Annotated in this window: 22 protein-coding genes; 19 read left to right on the top strand and 3 right to left on the bottom strand. The window is 55.4% G+C overall.

Translation table 11 applies throughout. From position 1 onward, the window contains the following. Window positions 1-18 precede the first annotated feature (18 nt). Both AC1EKG_RS09370 and AC1EKG_RS09365 read left to right on the top strand, forming a co-directional pair. Entirely contained in the window at window positions 19-573 is a 555-nt protein-coding gene (locus AC1EKG_RS09370; protein ID WP_102201763.1) for a DUF2815 family protein, read from the top strand. A gap of 79 nt (window positions 574-652) precedes the next feature. Next, window positions 653-2,620 carry a DNA polymerase gene (locus AC1EKG_RS09365; protein WP_285445073.1) on the top strand — a complete coding sequence of 656 codons (1,968 nt, stop codon included), beginning with the start codon at window positions 653-655 and terminating at the stop codon, window positions 2,618-2,620. On the opposite strand, the gene AC1EKG_RS09360 is transcribed toward AC1EKG_RS09365, so the two are convergent. After that, complete coding sequence (locus AC1EKG_RS09360; protein WP_036324253.1) at window positions 2,617-3,561, bottom strand: Abi family protein; 945 nt, start codon at window positions 3,559-3,561, stop codon at window positions 2,617-2,619. The two genes, AC1EKG_RS09365 and AC1EKG_RS09360, sit on opposite strands and share 4 nt — an antisense overlap. A gap of 481 nt (window positions 3,562-4,042) precedes the next feature. Between AC1EKG_RS09360 and AC1EKG_RS09355 the strand changes: the two genes are divergently transcribed. The 8 genes from AC1EKG_RS09355 (at window position 4,043) to AC1EKG_RS09320 (ending at window position 11,059) form a co-directional block, all read left to right on the top strand. Beyond that, complete coding sequence (locus tag AC1EKG_RS09355; protein ID WP_004010830.1) at window positions 4,043-4,807, top strand: phage antirepressor; 765 nt, start codon at window positions 4,043-4,045, stop codon at window positions 4,805-4,807. Then, on the top strand, window positions 4,804-5,241 hold the full coding sequence (locus AC1EKG_RS09350) for a DUF7768 domain-containing protein (RefSeq protein WP_004010829.1): 438 nt from the start codon (window positions 4,804-4,806) through the stop codon (window positions 5,239-5,241). Before AC1EKG_RS09355 ends, AC1EKG_RS09350 begins: the two co-directional genes overlap by 4 nt. Continuing rightward, window positions 5,238-7,499, top strand: coding sequence for a phage/plasmid primase, P4 family (locus AC1EKG_RS09345; protein WP_004010828.1), 2,262 nt, complete (start codon window positions 5,238-5,240; stop codon window positions 7,497-7,499). The genes AC1EKG_RS09350 and AC1EKG_RS09345 overlap by 4 nt, the downstream gene beginning before the upstream one ends. Window positions 7,500-7,634: 135 nt before the next feature. Continuing rightward, window positions 7,635-7,913 (top strand): VRR-NUC domain-containing protein, encoded by a 279-nt coding sequence (locus tag AC1EKG_RS09340; RefSeq protein WP_101486025.1) that lies wholly within the window; start codon window positions 7,635-7,637, stop codon window positions 7,911-7,913. After that, window positions 7,894-9,270 carry a DEAD/DEAH box helicase gene (locus AC1EKG_RS09335; protein ID WP_101486024.1) on the top strand — a complete coding sequence of 459 codons (1,377 nt, stop codon included), beginning with the start codon at window positions 7,894-7,896 and terminating at the stop codon, window positions 9,268-9,270. The genes AC1EKG_RS09340 and AC1EKG_RS09335 overlap by 20 nt, the downstream gene beginning before the upstream one ends. Further along, complete coding sequence (locus AC1EKG_RS09330; protein WP_004007626.1) at window positions 9,261-9,719, top strand: hypothetical protein; 459 nt, start codon at window positions 9,261-9,263, stop codon at window positions 9,717-9,719. The genes AC1EKG_RS09335 and AC1EKG_RS09330 overlap by 10 nt, the downstream gene beginning before the upstream one ends. A gap of 143 nt (window positions 9,720-9,862) precedes the next feature. Further along, window positions 9,863-10,240 carry an HNH endonuclease gene (locus AC1EKG_RS09325; RefSeq protein ID WP_004010825.1) on the top strand — a complete coding sequence of 126 codons (378 nt, stop codon included), beginning with the start codon at window positions 9,863-9,865 and terminating at the stop codon, window positions 10,238-10,240. A 246-nt stretch (window positions 10,241-10,486) separates the two neighbouring features. Beyond that, window positions 10,487-11,059, top strand: coding sequence for a P27 family phage terminase small subunit (locus AC1EKG_RS09320; protein ID WP_278614583.1), 573 nt, complete (start codon window positions 10,487-10,489; stop codon window positions 11,057-11,059). A 22-nt stretch (window positions 11,060-11,081) separates the two neighbouring features. Here AC1EKG_RS09320 and AC1EKG_RS09315 read toward each other — a convergent pair whose 3' ends face one another. After that, a complete protein-coding gene (locus AC1EKG_RS09315) occupies window positions 11,082-11,357 on the bottom strand; it encodes a hypothetical protein (protein ID WP_481067834.1) in 276 nt (91 codons plus the stop codon). Between the two features lie 49 nt (window positions 11,358-11,406). Between AC1EKG_RS09315 and metK the strand changes: the two genes are divergently transcribed. The 7 genes from metK to AC1EKG_RS09280 all read left to right on the top strand — a co-directional run bounded on the left by metK (window position 11,407) and on the right by AC1EKG_RS09280 (window position 18,167). Beyond that, window positions 11,407-12,597: a methionine adenosyltransferase gene (metK, locus tag AC1EKG_RS09310; protein WP_285445075.1), complete on the top strand. Its 1,191-nt coding sequence runs from the start codon at window positions 11,407-11,409 to the stop codon at window positions 12,595-12,597. Beyond that, window positions 12,569-13,825, top strand: coding sequence for a site-specific DNA-methyltransferase (locus tag AC1EKG_RS09305; RefSeq protein ID WP_481067833.1), 1,257 nt, complete (start codon window positions 12,569-12,571; stop codon window positions 13,823-13,825). The genes metK and AC1EKG_RS09305 overlap by 29 nt, the downstream gene beginning before the upstream one ends. Window positions 13,826-13,828: 3 nt before the next feature. Continuing rightward, on the top strand, window positions 13,829-15,355 hold the full coding sequence (locus AC1EKG_RS09300) for a DNA cytosine methyltransferase (protein ID WP_285445076.1): 1,527 nt from the start codon (window positions 13,829-13,831) through the stop codon (window positions 15,353-15,355). Between the two features lie 82 nt (window positions 15,356-15,437). Then, a complete protein-coding gene (locus tag AC1EKG_RS09295) occupies window positions 15,438-15,653 on the top strand; it encodes a hypothetical protein (protein ID WP_072509750.1) in 216 nt (71 codons plus the stop codon). Beyond that, window positions 15,647-16,096 (top strand): virulence protein, encoded by a 450-nt coding sequence (locus AC1EKG_RS09290; protein ID WP_278614601.1) that lies wholly within the window; start codon window positions 15,647-15,649, stop codon window positions 16,094-16,096. Before AC1EKG_RS09295 ends, AC1EKG_RS09290 begins: the two co-directional genes overlap by 7 nt. A 106-nt stretch (window positions 16,097-16,202) precedes the next feature. Further along, window positions 16,203-16,487, top strand: coding sequence for an Nmad4 family putative nucleotide modification protein (locus tag AC1EKG_RS09285; RefSeq protein ID WP_048707996.1), 285 nt, complete (start codon window positions 16,203-16,205; stop codon window positions 16,485-16,487). 75 nt (window positions 16,488-16,562) lie between these two features. Then, on the top strand, window positions 16,563-18,167 hold the full coding sequence (locus AC1EKG_RS09280) for a terminase large subunit (protein ID WP_278614602.1): 1,605 nt from the start codon (window positions 16,563-16,565) through the stop codon (window positions 18,165-18,167). 3 nt (window positions 18,168-18,170) lie between these two features. Here AC1EKG_RS09280 and AC1EKG_RS09275 read toward each other — a convergent pair whose 3' ends face one another. Next, the gene (locus tag AC1EKG_RS09275; protein WP_143484522.1) at window positions 18,171-18,845 is read right to left on the bottom strand and encodes a hypothetical protein; all 675 of its coding nucleotides are present in this window, start codon (window positions 18,843-18,845) and stop codon (window positions 18,171-18,173) included. A gap of 30 nt (window positions 18,846-18,875) precedes the next feature. On the opposite strand from AC1EKG_RS09275, the gene AC1EKG_RS09270 reads away from it, so the two are divergent. Further along, window positions 18,876-20,189, top strand: coding sequence for a phage portal protein (locus AC1EKG_RS09270; protein WP_048707984.1), 1,314 nt, complete (start codon window positions 18,876-18,878; stop codon window positions 20,187-20,189). Next, window positions 20,186-21,055, top strand: a complete 870-nt coding sequence (locus AC1EKG_RS09265) for a head maturation protease, ClpP-related (protein ID WP_101486014.1) — start codon at window positions 20,186-20,188, stop codon at window positions 21,053-21,055. The genes AC1EKG_RS09270 and AC1EKG_RS09265 overlap by 4 nt, the downstream gene beginning before the upstream one ends. The last annotated feature ends 15 nt before the right edge of the window (window positions 21,056-21,070 follow it).

Below are 21,070 nucleotides of genomic sequence, written 5' to 3'. Positions count from 1 at the left end.
AAGAAAGAAGAAAGAAACATGACAACCGCTACTAACCCAACTCGCATTGTTACCGGCGAAGTACGACTCAGCTACGCCCATATTTGGGAGCCGAACTCCATCCAAGGAGGCAAACCCAAGTACTCCGTCTCCCTGATCATCCCCAAGACTGATACCGCCACTATCACCGCGATCGAGAAGGCCGTGGAAGCAGCCATCGAAGCAGGTATCGGGAAGTTTGGTGGCAAGCGACCCAACAAGGCAGCCCTCAAGCTCCCGCTGCGCGATGGAGATATTGAGCGTGACGACGAAGCCTACAAGGGCGCCTACTTCCTCAACGCGAACTCTCTGACGGCTCCGCAGATCGTCGATCAGAGCGTCGCGCCGATTCTTGATCGTGCCGAGGTCTACTCGGGCTGCTACGCCCGCGTGTCCCTGTCCTTCTATGCGTTTAACACGAACGGCAACCGTGGCATCGCCTGCGCACTGGGGAACATTCAAAAGACCCGTGACGGCGAGAGCCTTGGCGGCGGGCGCGTGAGCGCTGAGACTGACTTCGGTTCCTTCGCGGCTGATGACGACTTCCTGAACTAACCAACTCCAATCGTGGAGGGAACCAGCGTTCATTGTTGGTTCCCTCCACATTTTCCTCTGACGTGAAAGGAACCCCGTCATGCGAACACTCTTCTGCGATATCGAATCTTTCAGTCCTGTTCAGCTCGCCAAGACAGGCGTCTACCCGTATTGCGAGCACCCAGACTTCGACCTGTTGCTCTTCAGCTATTCGGTCGACGGCGGCCCGGTCGAAATAGTGGATCTCGCCAACGGACAATCAATGCCCGACGAGGTGCTGGCGGCACTGGTGGATCCGGATGTGGTCAAGTGGGCGCATAACGCCGCCTTCGAACGAGTCTGCCTCTCAGCATGGCTACACCGCCATCATTCCGAGCTTCTCGGTGATGGGTTTCTTGACCCAAGGCAGTGGCGCTGCACTATGGTGTGGAGCGCCTATTTGGGGTTGCCGATGAGCCTCGACGCGATAGCCGCGGTTTTGAAGCTTGACGTGCAGAAAGACAGCGCCGGACGCAAGCTGATCAAGCAGTTTTGTACACCCGCCACGCCCTCGGTCTTGAATGGCGGCAAACACAGGAATCCACCATCGGCTGATCCGACCGGATGGGCACATTTCATTGACTACAACCGTCGTGACGTCGAAGTCGAACAAGCCATCCACGACAGACTGGCTTGTTTTCCGATGCCAGAGTCCGAATGGGACACCTACGCTCTTGACCAACGCATTAATGATGCCGGGATTCTTCTCGACCACACGCTCGTCGATAATGCCGTTGCCGTGGACGAGCACCACCGCAACGCGTCGCTTGCTCGGGCGCAGAAGCTCACGGGGTTGGACAATCCTAACTCGCCGATCCAGCTCAAACAATGGCTTGCCACCAGAGGTTGCGAACTCGAATCGCTAGCGAAAGCCGAGGTCGATTCCGCCCTCGATACCGCGACTGGCGCGGTGAAGGAAGTCCTCGAACTTCGCGGCGATCTGGCTAAATCTTCGGTGAAGAAATACCAGGCGATGCAAAACGTCGCAGGCAGTGACGGCCGGGCTCGTGGGCTCATCCAGTTCTACGGAGCAGGACGTACCGGGCGCTTCGCCGGACGCCTCGTCCAAGTCCAAAACCTGCCAAGGAATTACCTGCCTGATCTCGACCAAGCGCGCACGCTCGTCAGAACGGGCAACCTGGACGCACTTGAGCTGCTCTACGAGTCCGTGCCCGACACGCTCAGCCAACTCATCCGGACCGCCTTCATCCCTAGTACCGGCCACAGGTTTATTGTCGCGGACTTTTCTGCAATCGAGGCGCGCGTTATCGCATGGCTCGCAGGAGAAACCTCGACTCTTGAAGCGTTTCGTGAGGGGAAAGACCTCTACTGCGAGACCGCGTCGCGCATGTTCGGCGTCCCAGTCGAAAAGCACGGCGTTAATGGTGAGCTTCGTCAGAAGGGGAAGATTGCGGTGCTCGCCTGTGGTTATGGCGGCTCGGTCGGTGCTCTCAAAGCTATGGGAGCCCTCAATATGGGACTCGCTGAGCACGAACTCAAACCGATCGTGGACGCATGGCGGCAAGCTAACCCGCACATCGTTGGGCTCTGGGCGGACGTCGAAGAAGCAGCCATCGCTGCGATCTCGTCGCGCCAGCCGATCCGGCTACGCAACCTGCGCTTTAGCGTTGAGTCTGGGATTTTCTTCATCGAACTGCCCTCTGGTAGACGGCTTGCCTATGTGCAGCCGCGTCTGGGTGAGAACCGTTGGGGCGGCACCAGCGTCACCTACACCGGAACCACCACAGCCAGACGCTGGGGACAGTTAGAAACCTACGGTGGAAAACTCGTCGAGAACATCGTCCAGGCGATCGCTCGCGACCTTCTCGTCACTGGCATGCACGCAGTCGCCAAGGCGGGGCACCAGATTGTGATGCATGTTCACGACGAAATCGTCATCGACGAACCCGAAAATTCCGGCTTCACCGTGACTGATGCATGTGCTCTTATGTCGACGCTCCCAGCCTGGGCCGAAGGTTTGCCGTTGGACGCGGATGGGTATGAGTGCGCCTATTACCGTAAGGATTAGCTGTTGATTGTCCAGATGGGATCTTGTTTCCAGCTGGGGCTGGCACCTATGTGCGTTAGATCGACGCCAGGAATTTCGGTGGGGAAACTGTCTAGGACGTCGCTGATGGCCTGTATTTCAGCGGTGAAATTTCCTCGTCGCAAGAGGAATGCGGTGATCACCAGCGCGGTGTACATACGTCCTGAAGAATGTGTCACGGCCGATAGCGTTTGGTCGTTGCGGCGGTGTTTGACCAGTGGACGGATAACGAGTTGCCTATTCCATAGTCTGGCGTGGTGAGCGCATATGTTACGAATGTAATTCGCAGTGCGCATCCACGATTCCAACTCGTCGGCACGTGCCAAGTACTTGTCAGCAATGCGACGACGCTGTTCGAAGGGAGCCAACGAAAACAGGGTCACGAGTTGTCCGAACTCAAGAATCTCGGTAACCACCCACACCGGCAAACGACCGTCGTGGGTCTGGTTGTAATGCTTGACGAAATCTTCTGTAGAGCGCGACTGTGTTTGGGTGAGCTTCTGCGTAAAGAATGCTGCTCTGTGATTCATCGCCCCCGATGGCCAAATCCGTTCGAGGTCGAGGTGAATGAACGGATCGATCTCACCCAGCACGTGCCCCACGTCAACTCGCAGGCACACCTCCAGCTTGCATAGCGCCTGCCACACAGCCAAGCGTAGCCGCTCATCAAACTCGTACAGCTCTACCACATGCCCCATACGTGCACCGAGAACGAAATGGTCCAAACGCCGTTGCGGCGAATCAGATGGAGCGATCTGACGCAACGGGTAGGAGTATCCCGAAAGCCGGTAATAGCCGACAGTAGATAACTCGCGGCGGTAATCACCGGCATCCAATAGGCCACGACGAGTGAGAATATTAATCTGCTCATCGATACTGGCCCACGGTTTATCGACCACCAGCCCACCTGCTTCCAAAAACATGAAGACCGGCTCTGACCTGTCTCGGAAACCGATACAAGCGAGCCGGTACTAGTGGTAATCACTATACCGCGAAAACAGCGACAGAATCAAGAACTCGGCGAAGTATCACCATCAGAGAAGAAAGCTTATCCAAGACCGCTAAGAAACGAGAACCGACCCTGCGCTCCCACCGAGGCGGGCAGCGGAACCGGTCATGTTGTCTAAAAGACCACCGTGTCGGCACCGCTGTAGCAAGAGAATGATGGTTCTTCCACACAGAGCACTCGAGAAATTTATCTATGCCCCGGCGAGAATACCTGCCAGATTGCTCTAACAGATAGCGCTCCACCGGGGCTTCAACACCAATCGTGCCAGAACGAGAAGCGATTGAGTACCCGTGATTTAACACTTTCGGGCTCGTCGGCAGTGGGGTGAGGCCCTTAACTCCTTGTGTCGACCGGCACGATTTTTTCTCGACGGGGTCTCGGGAAGGAACCCCGCCATGGGAAACCAGATTCAAACATTCACCAACGACGTGTTCGGCACCATTCGCACCATCACCACTGATGGCCAGATCCTTTTCTGCGGCAAGGACGTCGCCACCGCGCTCGGCTACCAGGATCCGACGAACGCGGTGAAGCTACACTGCAAGGGGGTGGCAAATTACCACCCCCTTGAGACCGCTGGTGGAATCCAGCAGGTCCGCTTCATTACCGAGGGCAACCTGTACCGCCTCATCATCTCCTCAAAGCTCCCGGCAGCGCAGAAGTTCGAAGCCTGGGTGTTCGATGAGGTGTTGCCGACGATTCGCCGCCACGGCATGTACGCATACGACGAACTGCTCGCTGATGATGAGTTCCTCGAGCATGCCATCGCCACGCTGCGTGCTGAGCGGGCCAAGCGCCTGGCAGCAGAGCAAGCCTTACTTGAGGCGGCACCGAAAGTCTCGTACTACGACCTCGTGTTGCAGTCCGATTCGTTGTTGACGACGACCGCGATTGCGAAGGACTACGGACTTTCCGCGAAGAAACTCAACCGGATCCTGCGTGATGCTCACGTGCAGTTCCATCAGTCGGACCGGTGGTTCCTGTACGCGAAGTACGCCGAGCAGGGATACACCCAGTCCAAGACCCACGAATACGGCGAGGGGCAGACCCGCACCCACATGTACTGGACGCAAAAGGGGCGTCTGTTCATCTACGACCTGCTCAAGAACCAGCTCGGCATTCTGCCTGTCATCGAGCGTCAAGGTCAGGTGCAAGCATGACCGCCACGACACTCGATATTGGGTTTTCGAAGAAGAACACCGAAGGCTACCTGGACCTAACCAGCTACCACGCGCTCAAAAAGCTGCAGCGCGAACAATTCGGCTACCGGCCCTTGATTTATATCTGCTCGCCCTACTCAGGCGACGTGCAAGCGAACGTTGAGCTCGCCCGCCAATTCTGCTCCTTCGCAGTGAGCGCGGGCAAAATCCCATTCGCCCCACACCTGTTGTTCCCGCAGTTCATGGATGACGCAGACCCTGATCAGCGGGAGCTGGCGATGTTCTTCAACAGGGTGCTGCTCGCTAAATGCGAAGCCCTCTGGGCATACGTGGGACGCGTCAGCCTTGGTATGCGCTTAGAGATCGGGTGGGCGCGCGACCTCGAGTTGCCGATTAAGTTTTTCGATTCTGATTTCAAGGAGGTCACGCCATGACCACGCCCTTCACCCTCTATGCCGCGAATGTGAGCGGCGTGCAGAACAACAACCACTACCCGAACCAGCAAACCATCGCCGACGTGGCATCCCTGTCTGCAGTCGCGGGCTTCGATCACGTAGCCGCAACCTATGCGAATGATCGCCGCTCAACTGCAGCCTTCATAGCCTCGGACTGCGTGGTGATGGATATCGACAACGATCACACCGACACCGAGTCCGAGTGGGTCACGCCTGAGAAGCTTGGCGAGGTGATGGCGGGCGTGGAGTTCATGGCCGCCACGTCTCGTAATCACATGAAGGCGAAGGGTGTGTTGTCTGCGCGGCCGCGTTTCCACGTTTACTTCCCAATCCGAGAAGTACAAGGCGCAGACGAATACGCAGGATTGAAACACCGCCTCGCGTCGCGGTTTGCTTTCTTCGATCGCAACGCTCTTGACGCAGGACGCTTCATCTACGGCACCTCTAACCCACAAGTTACGGTGCGTGAGGGCGACCAGTTGCTCGATGCGTGGCTCGATAACGCTGATGAGCAGGACGTGTTCGCCGCATTTGATGCTTCCACTCTTGTGATTGGTGAAGGCTCGCGCAACGCTACGTTGTCGCGCTTCGCAGGCAGGGTCCTCATCCGCTACGGCGATACCGACCAAGCACGAGACCTCTTCAATCGCAAAGCCAACCTTTGCGAACCACCGCTCAACGAGGGCGAATTACAGACGATTTGGAATAGCGCGTGCAGGTTCGCTTCGAAGGTCGCTGCTGATCCAGGCTATCTGCCGCCAGAGGCTTATGAGGCGTTGGCGGGTTTGCGTCCGGATGATTTTTCCGATGTCGGTCAGGCAGACACATTAGCTGGCGAATACGCGAACAAGATCCGCTACTCACTGGCTACCAAGTGGCTTGTCTACGACCATGGCGTGTGGGATGAGAACGACTTATCTGCACAAGGCGTCGTTCAGGAATTGACCTCCCGCCAGCTCGAGGAAGCCGACCGCTTGATCGCGTCCACGTGGGAGACCATGACGGCAACCGGTGCAGATCTCGTGATGGCCTCCGCCTCGTCGAAAGCACGCGGCATCGCCAAGCTCACGCCTGTGCAAGCGACCGCGTTCCGGGCGTGGGATGAGGCAAAGAACTACCACAAGTTCGTTCTCTCCAGGCGTTTGTCACGCAACATCACGGCCACGTTGAAAGAAGCCGGGCCGATCTTGCAGGTACGTATCCGTGACCTTGACGTCGACCCCTACCAGCTCAACACCCCGGCAGGCACCTGGGATCTGCGCGACGGCACAAGCCACGAGCACAACCCAGCCGATCTGCTGACCAAGCAGACCGCTGTCAGCCCCAGCGATGAGGGTGCACAGATCTGGGCCGACGCGCTCGACGTGTTCTTCCAAGGAGATCCTGAGCTGATTAGTTACGTGCAGCGCATTGTTGGCTTGGCGGCTATCGGCCAGGTTTTCGTCGAAGCGCTCGTCATCGCCTACGGGGACGGGCGAAACGGCAAATCCACCTTCTGGAACACAATCGCCCGCGTGTTGGGGACGTATTCGGGCACGATCTCAGCCGACGCGCTCACGGTCGGGGTGCGCCGCAACGTCAAACCCGAACTCGCCGAAGCCAGAGGCAAACGTCTCTTGATCGCGGCTGAAACCGAAGAAGGTATGCGCCTATCAACCTCGAACGTCAAACAGCTTGCCTCGACCGATCAGATCTCGGCAGAGAAAAAGTTCAAGGACCCCTTCGCCTTCACCCCCTCCCACACCCTCGTGCTCTACACGAATCACCTGCCGCGTGTGGGAGCCATGGACGCAGGCATCTGGCGCAGGCTCATCGTCATCCCGTTTAACGCCACCATCGAAGGTGATACGGACGTGAAGAACTACGCCGACCACCTGTTCGAAAACGCGGGCGGAGCAATCCTTACGTGGATTATGGAGGGCGCGCGCCTCATCCACGCCGAGGGCTACAAGCTCAAAGCCCCGCCTCAGGTGGTTCAAGCCTCGCAAGCATATAAGGAGGATAACGACTGGTTCTCGCAGTTCCTTGAGGACTCATGCGACGTCGAGGATGGCTTATCGGAGAGGGCTGGTGACCTCTATCAGACGTATCGGGCGTGGGCGCAAAACACCTCAGGATGGGCGCGCCCGATGGTCGACTTCAACGCTGCGGTCGAACAAGCCGGATTCGTGCGGAAAAAGACCAAGCACGGCATGTACGTCTACGGGCTCGCGATCGCATCCGAGTTCGGCAACTAACCCCATGGTGACGAGCTGTGACGAGCCATTCCCTACCTTACGCATGTGAAATTACATGGTGTTTTTCTCTATATAAAAGGTTAGGAACGACTCGTCACATGCCGTCACCCCTAAAAGTGAACTCAAGGAGTGACCATGAACGAACGAACCATAGAACACCAACTGAAGAAAGCCGTCGAAGCCTGCGGTGGCTTGTGCTGGAAGCTTGTCTGCCCTGGAACCAGCGGCGTACCTGACCGGATATGTCTGATGAACAGCCGGGTTGTTTTCGTTGAACTCAAAGCAGCAGGCAAACAACCCAGGCCAATCCAGCAGCGTCGGATGAGCCAACTGCGCGACCAGGGTTTTCAGACCTTCGTTGTTGATTCGGTGGACGGCATACGGGAGGTGCTTGATGCACTACACGCCGCATAACTACCAATCCACCGCCACCGAGTTCATCATCGACCATGACGAGGCCGCGATTCTCCTTGGCATGGGTTTGGGCAAGAGCGTGATCACGTTGACGGCGATCTGGCAGCTCATGCTCGACTACTTCACCATCTCCCGCGTGCTGGTTGTCGCACCGCTTCGAGTAGCGCGAGACACCTGGCCCGCCGAAATTCGCAAGTGGGATCACCTTGACGGGCTCACCGTCGCGGTTGCTGTCGGCACCAAAGCTGACCGGCTGGCGGCGTTAGCCAAGTCTGCGATGGTGACCATCATCAACCGTGAAAACATTCCCTGGCTCGTGAACCAGATGGGCGGTAGCTGGCCGTTCGACATGGTCGTCATCGACGAACTCTCCAGCTTCAAAAACCACCGTGCGAAACGGTTCACGGCGCTGGTGAAAATGCGCCCCTTCGTTAAACGCTGGGTCGGGCTGACCGGCACGCCAGCCTCGAACGGGCTCATGGACGTGTGGGCGCAGTTCCGGCTTCTCGACGGCGGCGAGCGTTTGGGCCGGTTTATTACTCGTTATCGGGAGCGTTGGTTCGTACCCGATAAACGCAACGGGATGCAGGTGTTCACCTATAAGCCCCGCGCGGGTGCCGAAGATGAGATCTACGGTGTGATTGGTGACATGACGTTGTCGATGAGAACCACCGACCACCTGCAATTACCGGAATTGACGGTGACGACAATGCCTGTGGTGCTGGAGCCGAAAGAGCGCAAGGTCTACGAGCAACTCAAAGCTGACCTCGTTCTCGACCTTGATGGGGCGACGATTGATGCCGCGAACGCCGCAGCTTTGTCCGGCAAGCTACTCCAACTCGCGAGCGGCGCGATCTACACCAGCAACGGTCAATGGACGGCGGTTCATGAGCGCAAGCTCGACGTCCTCGAAGATCTCATCGAGGCAGCCAACGGCAACCCACTGCTCGTGGCCTACTGGTTTACCCATGACCGTCAGCGCATCACCGCCCGCTTCCCGCAGGCTCGCGAACTTAAAACAAGCGCGGATATCGAGACATGGAACAAAGGTGAGATCACCCTCGGCTTGATCCACCCAGCATCGGCGGGTCACGGATTGAACCTCCAGGCAGGCGGGCATCTGCTGGTGTGGTTCTCGTTGACGTGGAGCCTGGAGCTTTATCAACAGACGAACGCTCGCTTGTATCGGCAAGGTCAATCCGAACCTGTGACGATCACGCATCTGGTTGCGGAAGGGACGCTCGATGAAGCCGTGCTCAAAGCTCTTGATGCGAAAGATGCTACGCAGGCTGCGTTGATCGACGCGGTCGCACACGAAATCCACACAACCACTGAAAGGACAAGCTCATGCATGTGATGACGAAATACCTCGACACAAGGAAAGCCGCGATCGCAGCTCTGCAGGATTATGCGGTGATGGAACAGATCATCGAGAGTACTGACGAGCAGATCAAGGCGGCTTATGCTGATGCTGCTAGTCCTGCTTCTCCGCGTATGGACGGCACACCACCCTCGGGTGATCTGCACGCTTCGGAGAACAGGATCGTTGCGAGCATTGAGCGGATCGATGCGTACAAGGCTCGCTACCTGCAGGCTCGCCAGTACATGGACTGGTTTCTGCCTGCGTGGGAAGTCATCGCTGAAGACGACCGCTTCATCCTCGAAGGCTTCTTCCTCAGCGAGGGGACGCAAGATGAGAAGGTGTCGATGATAGCCGATCATTTCTACGTCGAGCGTGACACGGTCTATCGGCGCAAGAACCGGGCCCTCGACAGGTTCGCCACCGCCTTGTATGGACAGCTCTAGCGTTAGCGGGTATCCGAAACATGCGATAGAAAACCGCATATCAGTGTGAGAACATATAAGTGATTGAAAACTAGGTGAAGCCCCAAGAACCCACACACGGGAATCTTGGGGCTTCACCACATCCGGGGGGGAAGGAGCCAGCGATGCCGGTCAAACCAGCCTCCCCGTGCTCTCACCCTGGTTGTCCCGAGCTCACCCACGACCGCTACTGCGAACAACATGCCAAGGCAGAGGACGCCCGGTATCGGAAGTATCAGCGTGATCCGAAGATCAATCGCCGCTACGGCTCACGGTGGCGCAAGATCCGCGCCGCCTACGTCGCCGCCCACCCGCTCTGCGAAGACTGCCTAGAGGCCGGTCTCTACACGCCAGTACAAGAGGTTCACCACATTCTCCCGCTCGAACACGGCGGCACCCACAACTTCGACAACCTCCGAAGCCTGTGCAAGCCTTGCCACTCCAGGCAGACCGCGCTCGATGATGACCGATGGCGGCAACAACCTCGGGTCTACACCTACTGACGAGCACCCACGTTGTCCACTGTTGCGCCGAAGTTCTGGAACCTCAAAGTTACCCACCTTGATGGTGTTCGGCGGACACGGGGCAACGTCGAAAGCCTGGTGAGGGGGTGGGGGTTCTCAATCTCTAACCGCAGGTCAGAGGTCAGCGGGCGGGGCCAACCGTACACAAAAAGACCGAATCAAACAGGGTATTAACCCGCAAGCCCTCCATCACCGGGCTAACCGCCTGGAAGGAGGCGAGATTTCATGGCGAAAGACGGAACCAATCGCGGTGGGCGGCGCGTGAGGGCAGGCGCGAAACCCGACCCACTCAACGAGAAACTCGCCAAGGGTCTGCCTGCTACTCGCCTGGAAGATCCGCTAGCGAGCCCTTTCGATTTTGAGGGTGCAGATGTTGGTGATGGCGCGGTGCTTGCTGGTGAGGTGATGCCGGAGCCGTCTGAGTATCTGTCGGAGGTTCAACGCGATGGCAAACCCTTGGGTGCTGACCTTGTCTACAAAGAAACCTGGCGGTGGTTGGATGAGCGTGGCTGCACGAGGTTTGTTTCTAAGCGTCTGATTGAGGCCTACGCCCAGGCGTTCGCCCGGTATGTGCAGTGTGAGCAGGCGATTTCCAAGTTTGGTTTGCTCGGCAAGCACCCGACGACGGGGGCTGCTATCGCTTCCCCGTTTGTTGCGATGAGCCAGTCTTTTGGTAAGCAGGCGAATGTGTATTGGTATGAGATTTTTGAGATTGTGCGGGCTAACTGCACTAGTGACTATTCGGGTGCGGCTCCTGGTGATGAGGTTATGGAGCAGTTGTTGAAAGCCCGCTCCTAGATGCGTCCTAGTGTTTTTGAGCTTATTTGGGGCGTTTTGTTGCGCTGAAGCCTGCCCCTAGCGCGATTCCGACTCCCGTGCCAATAGTTATCGCTAAGGCATTATCGTCCATAATGAACCGAAAAATTATGGCGGTCATTATCCCGGCAATCATTCCGTAAGCCACGGCTTTACCATCGCCACCAGAAGGCTCCTGCTCCTGCGGATTAGGTTTACTCGTTTCGTCTTCCACGTATTCCAGTATCACACACGATTCGGGTTTTCCTCGTTTTCTTCGCTCCCTGCTCCTGGCTGTCATGGTGGGGAGTTTTTGTTTCTTTTGATTTTTCTACTGAAAGGGCATTCCTATGACTATGGTTCGCAGCGCTGAAGCAGTGTGTATCGGTCACCCCGATAAACTGTGCGATTTAATTGCTGATCAGATTCTCGACGAGATTCTCTACGCCGATCCCAACGCCCGCGTCGCGGTAGAGGTCATGGCTACTGGGCGACGCATTATTGTCACTGGTGAAATCAGCACTAATGCTCGTGTGGACTTGCGTGATTGCGTACGCACAGCCCTGACTGCAGCTGGCTATAAGCCGTGGAGATTTTTGGTATACGTATGGGTGAGGCGTCAATCTAACGATATTAACGACGGGGTGAGCACATCTTTAGAGGCTCGCCATGGCGATGAGTCCGCTTATTGTCTTCAGGGGGCTGGTGATCAAGGCACGGTCTATGGTTATGCCTGCACTGATACTCCTGAGCGTTTACCGTTGCCTCTTGTTTTAGCCCACGAGATTTGTAAGCGGCTAGATGCCGCGCGCAAGCAAGGAACCATCACTGGGATCTTCTCAGATGGTAAAGCACTAGTTTCGGTGCGCTACAACGACGCAGGAAAACCGCAAGCCGTAGAGACGGTGGTGGTTTCCGTCCAGCACGATAAATCCAAGGATTTCGAGGTGTTGCGCCGTGAAATCACCTCGATGATTATCGGTCCAGCTTGCTCTTCGTATCTTCCTGTCGATGAGAACACGACTATTTTGGTGAATCCTTCTGGGCGGTTCGTGGAGGGCGGCCCTAAAGCTGACACCGGACTCACTGGCCGAAAACTTATGGTTGACGCCTATGGCGGGCTGGCCGGACATGGTGGTGGAGCTTTCTGTGGTAAAGATGCTTCTAAGGTTGACCGGTCGGGTGCTTATATGGCGCGGCTGATCGCGAAAACCGTGGTGGATGCGGATCTTGCATCCCGGTGCCAGGTGGCGATTAGTTACGCGATTGGCAAAGCCGACCCGGTTGCTTTCAGTGTGGACACGCTCGGCACCGGCCAATACAGCGACCAGATTCTCACGGCTGCAGCTCAAGATGTCTTTAATCTTCGTCCGGCTGCGATCATCGACCAGTTTGGGCTGCGAGCACCCGGCTATGTGCGCTATTCGACGTATGGGCATTTCGGGGATTACACACGCAAGTGGGAAGACACCTGGACTACTAGCCGTGAGCTTATAAAGGCGGTGAAAAACCATGCGCATCAAGCAAATAGCGCTAACTGATCTCACCCCTGCTGACTACAACCCCCGCAAAGACCTACAACCCGGTGACCTCGACTACGACAAACTCAAACGCTCGCTAAGTGAGTTTGGGTATGTGGAGCCAGTCATCTGGAACAAAACCACCGGAAATATTGTGGGTGGGCATCAGCGTCTGAAAGTACTCGCTGATCTGGGCTATAAAACCGTGGACTGCGTGGTCGTTGAGCTAGACGAAACCCGCGAAAAAGCGCTCAACGTTGCTCTAAACAAGATCAGTGGCGATTGGGATGAATCCAAACTCGCCCTACTCATAGCCGACCTGGATGCTTCCGATTTCGACGTTGAACTCACCGGTTTCGACGAATCCGAAATACAACAGTTAATAGGTTCTCTTGACGGAGACAGTATCGAGGATGACAACTTCGACCTGAACGCCGCCCTAGAAGCAGCAGCTTTCGTCCAGCGCGGCGATATCTGGACTGTTGGTAGGCATCGCCTAATGTGCGCGGACGCCACAAACCCAAGCGACGTCGAAACCTTGATGGATGGCAAACAGGCTAACCTGGTGGTCACAGACCCGCCTTACAACGTGGACTTCAAATCGAACAGCGGCCTGAAAATCGCAGGCGACAAACAAGACGCAGGCACCTTCTACCAGTTCCTACTAGCTGCATTCACCAACATGGCGGCATCCCTAGCTAAGGGCGGGTCAGCCTATGTTTTCCACGCCGACACCGAAGGCCTCAACTTCCGTAAAGCGTTTCTTGATGCTGGCTTCTACCTGTCGGGCTGTTGTATTTGGGTCAAAGACTCCCTCGTACTTGGTCGTTCCCCATATCAGTGGCAGCACGAACCGGTGCTTTATGGGTGGAAGAAAGACGGCTCTCACGCTTGGTATGCGAATCGCAAACAAACCACGGTGTGGAATTTCGCCAAGCCCCGCAAAAACAGCGACCATCCGACTTCCAAGCCACTAGACCTGTTGGCTTACCCGATTCGTAACTCCACCCAAACCAACGCGATAATACTAGATACGTTTGCTGGCTCTGGTTCCACGCTAATGGCTGCACAAGCCACAGACCGCACTTGCTATTGCATGGAGCTGGATGAGAAATACGCTTCCGTGATTGTGCGCCGCTATGCCGAAGCAACCGGAGACGCAGCAGGGATCACGTGTGAGCGAGGCGGTGGGCAATACGGCTACCTGGATCTGGTCAAAGAAGTCGACCGTCCCAAGCAGAAAGGCTAACTCGTGAGACAAACTTTAAGGCTTGGCTCGCTTTTTGATGGCTCAGGTGGTTTCCCACTCGCCGCCACCAAGGTTGGTATCGAACCTGTGTGGGCAAGCGAGATTGAGCCCTTCCCGATCCTCGTCACCACCACGCGCCTTCCGCAAATGCAACACCTAGGCGACATCTGCGAAATTGACGGCAGTCAGCTAGAGCCGGTGGATGTGGTCACGTTTGGCTCTCCTTGCCAAGACCTGTCGGTAGCAGGTAAAAGGGCAGGCTTAGCTGGCGAACGCTCCGGTCTATTCCACCAAGCTGTCAGAGTCATCAGAGAAATGAGAAAGGCAAGTCATGGTCTATATCCAAGATTCGCTGTTTGGGAAAACGTGCCCGGAGCCTTCTCAAGCAATAAAGGAGCAGACTTCCACAGCGTCCTGCAAAACCTCATCTCGGTTGTCGACGGGCAAGCAGCGGCTGACCTACCTCGAGTACAAAAGTGGCAAAAAGCCGGAGCGATCGTGGCAGACCAATGGAGTATTGCGTGGCGAGTATTGGACGCGCAATTTTTCGGAGTACCCCAACGACGTAGAAGAATCTACCTTATCGCAGATTTTGCAAGCGAGCGTGCCGGACACATACTCTTTGAGCCCTCGTGCAGCTCAAGGGATCTTGCGCAGGGCTGCAGTGAAAAGCAAAACCCTCCCACCAATCCTCGAGCAGGCACTCACGAGGCAAGCAAATCTTTAGATGTGTTCGCCTTGCGAATGCGGGCAGGTAAACCAGGTGGTGGTAAAGGCCCGCTCGTGCAAACAAATCTGTCAGGCACGCTCGGATGCAGTAACGATCAGAGTATTATTGAGCCGCTACTATTTGACCATCATCCTCATGATGCCAGAGTGGGCGGACCATGCCAGATAGCACCAACCGTGACCGCTCGTTACGGCACTGGCGGAGGCAATACTCCCATCATCGCTACCGCCTACGGTTTCAATGCGTTACATGAGGGACGCGGCGCGGCAGTGGGCAGGTACGGTTATTCAACCGAGGTATCAAAGACGCTCGATACGTCAGGGATAGCTCCGACCTGTAACCAAGGCGGCATCGCCATCGTCGAACCCGACGTTGTGAGTGCCTCGAAGGCAGACTTCTTCTGCCGAGGCAACGTCAATATTGCAGGAGCATTGTTGGCTTCGGACCCAACTGAGCCACCCCTGGTCACCGACCCTAGAATGCCCGAATACCGCGTGAGACGATTAACCCCCACCGAATGCGCCCGCCTACAAGGATTCCCTGATGATTGGACACGAGATTTAGCAATCAGCGATCCTACAGATTCACAGTTGGATTACTGGTGGCAGGTCTGGGCCAGCTGGGCCAAGGTGCAAGGATTGAAAAATCCTAAAACCCGCAACCAAGTACGCTCCTGGCTCACCAATCCTGGAACCGACCGGGCGTTATACAAGCTGTGGGGAAACGGGATAGCTTTGCCGTGCGCCAAACTCGTACTTTCCCAGATAGTCGCCGAGAACACTAAAACTCCTGGATTTTAAGGCGAAAATGACTGGATAAGCCCGCGAACCTATGGCTGTATGTACATGACCAAACAAAACACAAGAAAGAGAGGGTTTGGTGATGATGGGACAGCTATACGCCGATCTAGAAGAAATCGAAAGCCTCGGAGTCGACCTGACCTGTATTAATGCGGTTAAACACGCTGCTAAACAGCGCGGTTATGGGCAGGTAGAAGCCATCGTGTCCAACTTCCCACACGACTTCATGCGCCTCATCCGCACATGGATGGACGTTCAAAGCATCGAGTTTGATGGTGAGGAGGATGAGCAATGGTGAACACCAAAAAGGCTGAAAACTACGGGCTCGTAGTCACCCTGCCCGCCACGCTTGATGAGACTGAGCTGGCAAGGCTGCATGGACTTATTGCAGCCAAGAAAGACTTGATCGCTAAAGCGCTCGGCGCGAGCCGGCTCGACATCACCACCAGTAGTGAGGGGCTGAGTTTCCCGTGGTGGGATGAGCTACCCGAGTTCGAGAAGATCACAGCCTACACCGAGTTCTTAACGAAGCTGATCGCCTACGCCAAACAGATCCACCGCACCGTAACCCGCAGTACAAGACAGGTAAGTAATGAGAAGTATGAACTGCGCTCCCTGCTTTACCGCATCGGACTTTCTGGTAAAGAACATAAGGAAGTACGCAAGATTTTACTTGCACCATTAAGCGGTGATTCTGCGTGGAAAACCCCGCCACTAATAAACACTAACCAAGAGATGTAAACCACTATTTATTAGGCAAAATAGGTGGCAAAATGACTGGATAAGTAGCGAAGTCTATGGCTGTATATACATACCAAAACGGTACGCGAAGAAAGGAAATACAGCGATGGAAACGACAACGATGGAACGCCTGCAAATGGCCACCGATAGCTACGGTGCGGTGGTGCGCTACGGCAACCTAGTGATCGCCACCAGCTACAGTTGGCACAAGGGCGGGGTTTATGGCAACGACGCCTGCATCTACCACCTGACCGAAACCCCCTCCGAGAACCCCTGGCAGGGTAAGTCCTTCATCGAATGCGGCCTCGAACTGATCAAGCAAGCCGACCAGATTTTCCCTGACGACGGTCACGCGCTCGCCTGGGCGTTAGCTAATCTGCCCGAAGCCTAGCCCCACAAGGCTTGAGGGCGCCTGTTATCGCTGGTAGTAACTGATTTTTTAACCAATAGAAGGTAACTGATTCGTATGCGTGAGCTAGCTGATTATCACCCGACCCGGTTCATGGCTGAAAGCTCGCGCTATGACAAGCGCCGAGCTGATTTTGCGGTCGCGTTTATCGAAGCTTTAAAGCATACGAAAGGCCGGTGGGCAGGAAAACCTTTTAAGTTGATTGATTGGCAAGAACAAATCATTCGCGACCTTTTCGGGGTGGTCAAACCTGACGGGTTTCGCCAATTCACTACGGCTTACGTGGAGATCCCGAAGAAACAGGGCAAGAGTGAACTTGCCGCCGCCGTCGCACTCTTACTGTGTTGCGGCGATGGCGAGGAACGCGCTGAAGTTTATGGGTGTGCTGCCGATCGGCAACAAGCATCCATCGTGTTCGAAGTGGCAGCCGACATGGTGAGAATGTGTCCCCCACTAGCCAAGCGGGTAAAGATCCTTAGAAGCCAAAAACGTATCATCTACTCCCCCACCAATTCCTTCTACCAGGTACTATCGGCCGAGGCTTATTCCAAACACGGATTCAATATTTCCGGCGTGGTATTCGATGAGCTACACACCCAACCCAACCGGGCGCTCTTCGACGTGATGACCAAAGGCAGTGGGGATGCGCGCACCCAGCCGCTGTACTTCTTGATCACGACAGCGGGTACCGATACGCATAGCATTTGTTATGAGCAACACCAAAAAGCCCAAGACATCCTAGATGGCAAAAAGCACGACCCCACGTTCTACCCGGTGATCTATGGGGCGGCGCAAGATGATGATTGGACCGATGAGGACGTGTGGCATAAAGCCAACCCATCCTTGGACGTGACGGTGCCAATCCAGAAAGTTAGGGACGCTTGTAATAGTGCCAGGCAGAATCCGGCTGAAGAAAACACCTTCAGACAGTTGCGTTTGAACCAGTGGGTCAAACAGTCTGTGCGGTGGATGCCTATGAATACCTGGAACAAGAACGATGGCCCAGTCCACTTGGATGAGTTAGAAGGCCGTGTTTGTTACGGCGGCCTCGACCTCGCCTCCACAACCGACATCACCGCGTTCGTGCTCGTCTTCCCACCCACGGATGACGATGACAAATACACGGTTGCGCCGTGGTTTTGGATTCCCGAAGACAACCTGAAACTGAGGGTCGCCCGCGATCACGTCCCCTACGACCTATGGCATCAGCAAGGCCACCTACTCACGACTGAGGGCAACGTGGTGCACTACGGGTATATCGAGAAGTTCATTGAGGATCTGGGCACCCGGTTTAATATCCGAGAAATCGCTTTCGACCGGTGGGGTGCGGTCCAAATGAGCCAAAACCTTGAGGATGCTGGTTTCACGGTAGTGCCGTTTGGGCAAGGCTTCAAAGACATGTCCCCGCCATCCAAGGAACTGATGAAGCTGGCGTTGGAAGGCAAGCTCGCGCACGGCGGGCACCCGGTGCTGGCCTGGATGGTCGATAACATTCACGTACGCACCGACCCAGCTGGCAACATCAAGCCAGATAAGCAAAAATCCACGGAGAAAATCGACGGGGTGGTCGCCACCATCATGGCCTTGGATCGGGCTATCAGGTGTGGCAACGCACTTAGTGGTGGTTCGGTTTACGACTCGCGGGGACTACTTGTGCTCTAATACTTACAAAAGTGGTCGGTCAGTCTTGATACTTTGAACTCGAATTTCTCCGTTACCGTCACGTCGAAGTAGAAGAAACTCGGAGGAATCTGCAAGTTGAACAATGTGGGATTCAAGCAGCTCTCGCAAAAATAGGCACAAAGCTCTAAGTGCTTCGAAGTTCTCTTCAGGAGAAGTCTCATTCTTTTTGAATGGATTAGGTGCATGGAGGATCGCGCTGACAAGACCAAAACTGCGTCCGACTTCGGATTCCTGGAGTCCAACTTCCGGTCGTACGCCTTGCCCCACAGTTCCATCATGGGTAACATATCCGAACGAACATGGCCAATAGTTTGGATTAAGCTCCTTCAAACGTTTTCGCATCTCTCCGAAGTCTTTTGCGCTTTCCATCTTTTTCTGTGCCTTGTCGAAAAGCCTTTTGCTAGCGGCAAAGGAAGCTGTAACTACGCGCTCCAAAACGAGACGTAGGTGAGCAGCTGCGTGAATTAGATTAGCGAAATCGACGCGACTTCCTGTCAGCTCGACTTCTGCATGGTCGAGATCCCAAAATATTCGGTCATAAATCCACCGGTACAGGACTGGGGTACCCGTTTCTATGTTCTCAAAGCCATCGATTCGTTCCGACTGCATTGAGCCTGGTTCGTTTATGCGTTCTTCCGGTGATCTACGTTTATTCACATAACAAATTATCCATGCAAGGAGTGCTCCATGGGGATACGCAACTGGCTACGCGGTAGACCCCGCGAGACCGAAAACCATACGATTGGCTCGTCTTACTCGTTCTTGTTCGGACCTACGTCTTCTGGTCGTCCGGTAACAGAACGCAGCGCGATGCAAATGACCGCTGTGCATTCATGCGTGCGTATCCTGGCTGAGGCTATCGCGGGTTTGCCACTGCATGTTTACCGACATACGGAAGGTGGCGGTAAAGAAAAAGCTACCGATCATGGTTTGTATCGGCTTCTTCATGATGAGCCGAACCCCGAGATGACGTCGTTTGTTTTCCGCGAAACTTTGATGACGCATCTGCTTTTGTGGGGTAACGCGTTCGCCCAGGTCGTACGCAACGGCCTAGGTGAAATCATAGGGCTCTATCCGTTGCAGCCAAACCGCATGAGCGTAGGCAGAGACTTGGACACTAAGGCTTTGTATTACGAGTACCAGACCTCCTGGGATGAGCCGGCAGGCGAATACAAAACCATCCGGCTGACCCCAGCAGACGTCCTGCACATCCCAGGTCTCGGCTTCGACGGTTTAGTGGGTTATTCACCGATTGCGATGGCCCGCAATGCTATCGGCCTGGCACAAGCCACCGAAGATTACGGGGCGTCGTTTTTTGCTAATGGTGCTGCTCCTGGTGGGGTGTTGGAGCATCCTGGCACGATTAAGGATCCTTCTCGGGTGCGTGAGTCTTGGCAGGCTACCTTTGGTGGTGCGAAGAACGGCAATAAGGTCGCTGTTTTAGAAGAGGGCATGAAGTACACGCCTATTAGCGTGTCTCCGGAGCAGGCACAGTTTCTTGAAACACGGAAGTTTCAGCTCAACGAGATTGCCCGGATTTTCCGTATTCCGCCGCACATGATCGGCGATCTGGAAAAGAGTTCCTTTTCTAATATTGAGCAGCAGTCTCTGGAGTTTGTGAAGTACACGCTTGATCCGTGGGTGATCCGCTGGGAACAAGCAATCACGAAAACTCTCTTGAACCCGCGTGAAAAGCAGCAGTTGTTTGTGAAGTTCAATGTTGAGGGGCTGCTGCGCGGGGATTACCAGTCGCGTATGGAGGGCTACGCGGTAGCCAGGCAGAACGGGTGGATGAGCGCCAACGACATCCGCGAGCTAGAGAATCTCGACCGCATCGATGAGGCCGATGGCGGGGATCTCTACCTGGTCAACGGCAACATGCTGCCACTCGATATGGCAGGCGCTTATGCCGCCACCAAACAAGCCGACGCTGTCGCAGCTAACGATGAGCAGCTGGAAGAACAACCTGAAAAGAACCAAATTTTGAGGAGGAGAATGTGAAGCGTTTTTGGAACTGGATACCACCAGAAACAACCAACCCGGACATCCAAGAGGATGTTCGGGTTTTGCGTATCAACGGGGCTATCGCCGAAGAATCCTGGCTCGACGATGACGTAACACCCGCCATCTTCGCATCTGAACTAAATGCCGGATCAGGACCGGTCACTGTTTGGCTCAACAGTCCCGGTGGCGATGTCGTGGCGGCAGCCAGGATTTACAACATGCTTCTGGACTACCCAGGAACCGTGACAGTCAATATTGATGGCATCGCAGCATCCGCAGCGAGCGTGATCGCCATGGCAGCAAGTCATGTGGCGATGTCGCCGGTGTCGATGTTGATGATCCACAACCCAGCAACGTTGGCGATGGGCGATAAAACCGAACTCTCGCGTGCCCTCGACATGCTTGAGAGTGTCAAGGACTCGATTATCAATGCTTACCAGCTCAAGACTGGGTTGAGCAGGGCGAAGTTGTCGAAGTTGATGGATGCCGAGACCTGGATGGACGCAACTGCAGCCATCGAACTTGGGTTCGCCGACGAGCTGCTGACTGGTAAACGAGCACCAACCCCAGACAAAGAGGACGAAGAATCTGAAGAGCCGGATGAGGACGATTCCGGCGGGGATGACGAGCAAGGCCCTGCCCGTAAGAAGCCGCCGTTGCCGCCCAAAAACAAGGGTGGTGTGGTGTTTTCCAGAAAGGCCGCGGAACAGCGCCTCGTCGCGCAGTTAGCTGGCCAGCGAAAAGATAGTGCTCCGCCTGGCTCACTGCCATCTCCTGATACCCGTTGTTCTTTGCAGCCCGCTGTCTCTTGTGGTCGGCGGGTTGTTGATTTATACGCCCAACTAACTGATCAACCCCACTAAACCCTTAAGAGAGGA

The organism is Winkia sp. C0117E2 (genome assembly GCF_056590455.1).
The sequence above is the reverse complement of the archived record's forward strand: the minus strand, read 5'-3'. Positions and strand labels throughout refer to the sequence as shown.

Coding starts and splice junctions, on each gene's coding strand:
- AC1EKG_RS09370 (WP_102201763.1), top strand. CDS start 19: ATGACAACCGCTACTAACCCAACTCGCATTGTTACCGGCGAAGTACGA.
- AC1EKG_RS09365 (WP_285445073.1), top strand. CDS start 653: ATGCGAACACTCTTCTGCGATATCGAATCTTTCAGTCCTGTTCAGCTC.
- AC1EKG_RS09360 (WP_036324253.1), bottom strand. CDS start 3,561: ATGTTTTTGGAAGCAGGTGGGCTGGTGGTCGATAAACCGTGGGCCAGT.
- AC1EKG_RS09355 (WP_004010830.1), top strand. CDS start 4,043: ATGGGAAACCAGATTCAAACATTCACCAACGACGTGTTCGGCACCATT.
- AC1EKG_RS09350 (WP_004010829.1), top strand. CDS start 4,804: ATGACCGCCACGACACTCGATATTGGGTTTTCGAAGAAGAACACCGAA.
- AC1EKG_RS09345 (WP_004010828.1), top strand. CDS start 5,238: ATGACCACGCCCTTCACCCTCTATGCCGCGAATGTGAGCGGCGTGCAG.
- AC1EKG_RS09340 (WP_101486025.1), top strand. CDS start 7,635: ATGAACGAACGAACCATAGAACACCAACTGAAGAAAGCCGTCGAAGCC.
- AC1EKG_RS09335 (WP_101486024.1), top strand. CDS start 7,894: ATGCACTACACGCCGCATAACTACCAATCCACCGCCACCGAGTTCATC.
- AC1EKG_RS09330 (WP_004007626.1), top strand. CDS start 9,261: ATGCATGTGATGACGAAATACCTCGACACAAGGAAAGCCGCGATCGCA.
- AC1EKG_RS09325 (WP_004010825.1), top strand. CDS start 9,863: ATGCCGGTCAAACCAGCCTCCCCGTGCTCTCACCCTGGTTGTCCCGAG.
- AC1EKG_RS09320 (WP_278614583.1), top strand. CDS start 10,487: ATGGCGAAAGACGGAACCAATCGCGGTGGGCGGCGCGTGAGGGCAGGC.
- AC1EKG_RS09315 (WP_481067834.1), bottom strand. CDS start 11,357: ATGACAGCCAGGAGCAGGGAGCGAAGAAAACGAGGAAAACCCGAATCG.
- metK (WP_285445075.1), top strand. CDS start 11,407: ATGACTATGGTTCGCAGCGCTGAAGCAGTGTGTATCGGTCACCCCGAT.
- AC1EKG_RS09305 (WP_481067833.1), top strand. CDS start 12,569: ATGCGCATCAAGCAAATAGCGCTAACTGATCTCACCCCTGCTGACTAC.
- AC1EKG_RS09295 (WP_072509750.1), top strand. CDS start 15,438: ATGATGGGACAGCTATACGCCGATCTAGAAGAAATCGAAAGCCTCGGA.
- AC1EKG_RS09290 (WP_278614601.1), top strand. CDS start 15,647: ATGGTGAACACCAAAAAGGCTGAAAACTACGGGCTCGTAGTCACCCTG.
- AC1EKG_RS09285 (WP_048707996.1), top strand. CDS start 16,203: ATGGAAACGACAACGATGGAACGCCTGCAAATGGCCACCGATAGCTAC.
- AC1EKG_RS09280 (WP_278614602.1), top strand. CDS start 16,563: ATGCGTGAGCTAGCTGATTATCACCCGACCCGGTTCATGGCTGAAAGC.
- AC1EKG_RS09270 (WP_048707984.1), top strand. CDS start 18,876: ATGGGGATACGCAACTGGCTACGCGGTAGACCCCGCGAGACCGAAAAC.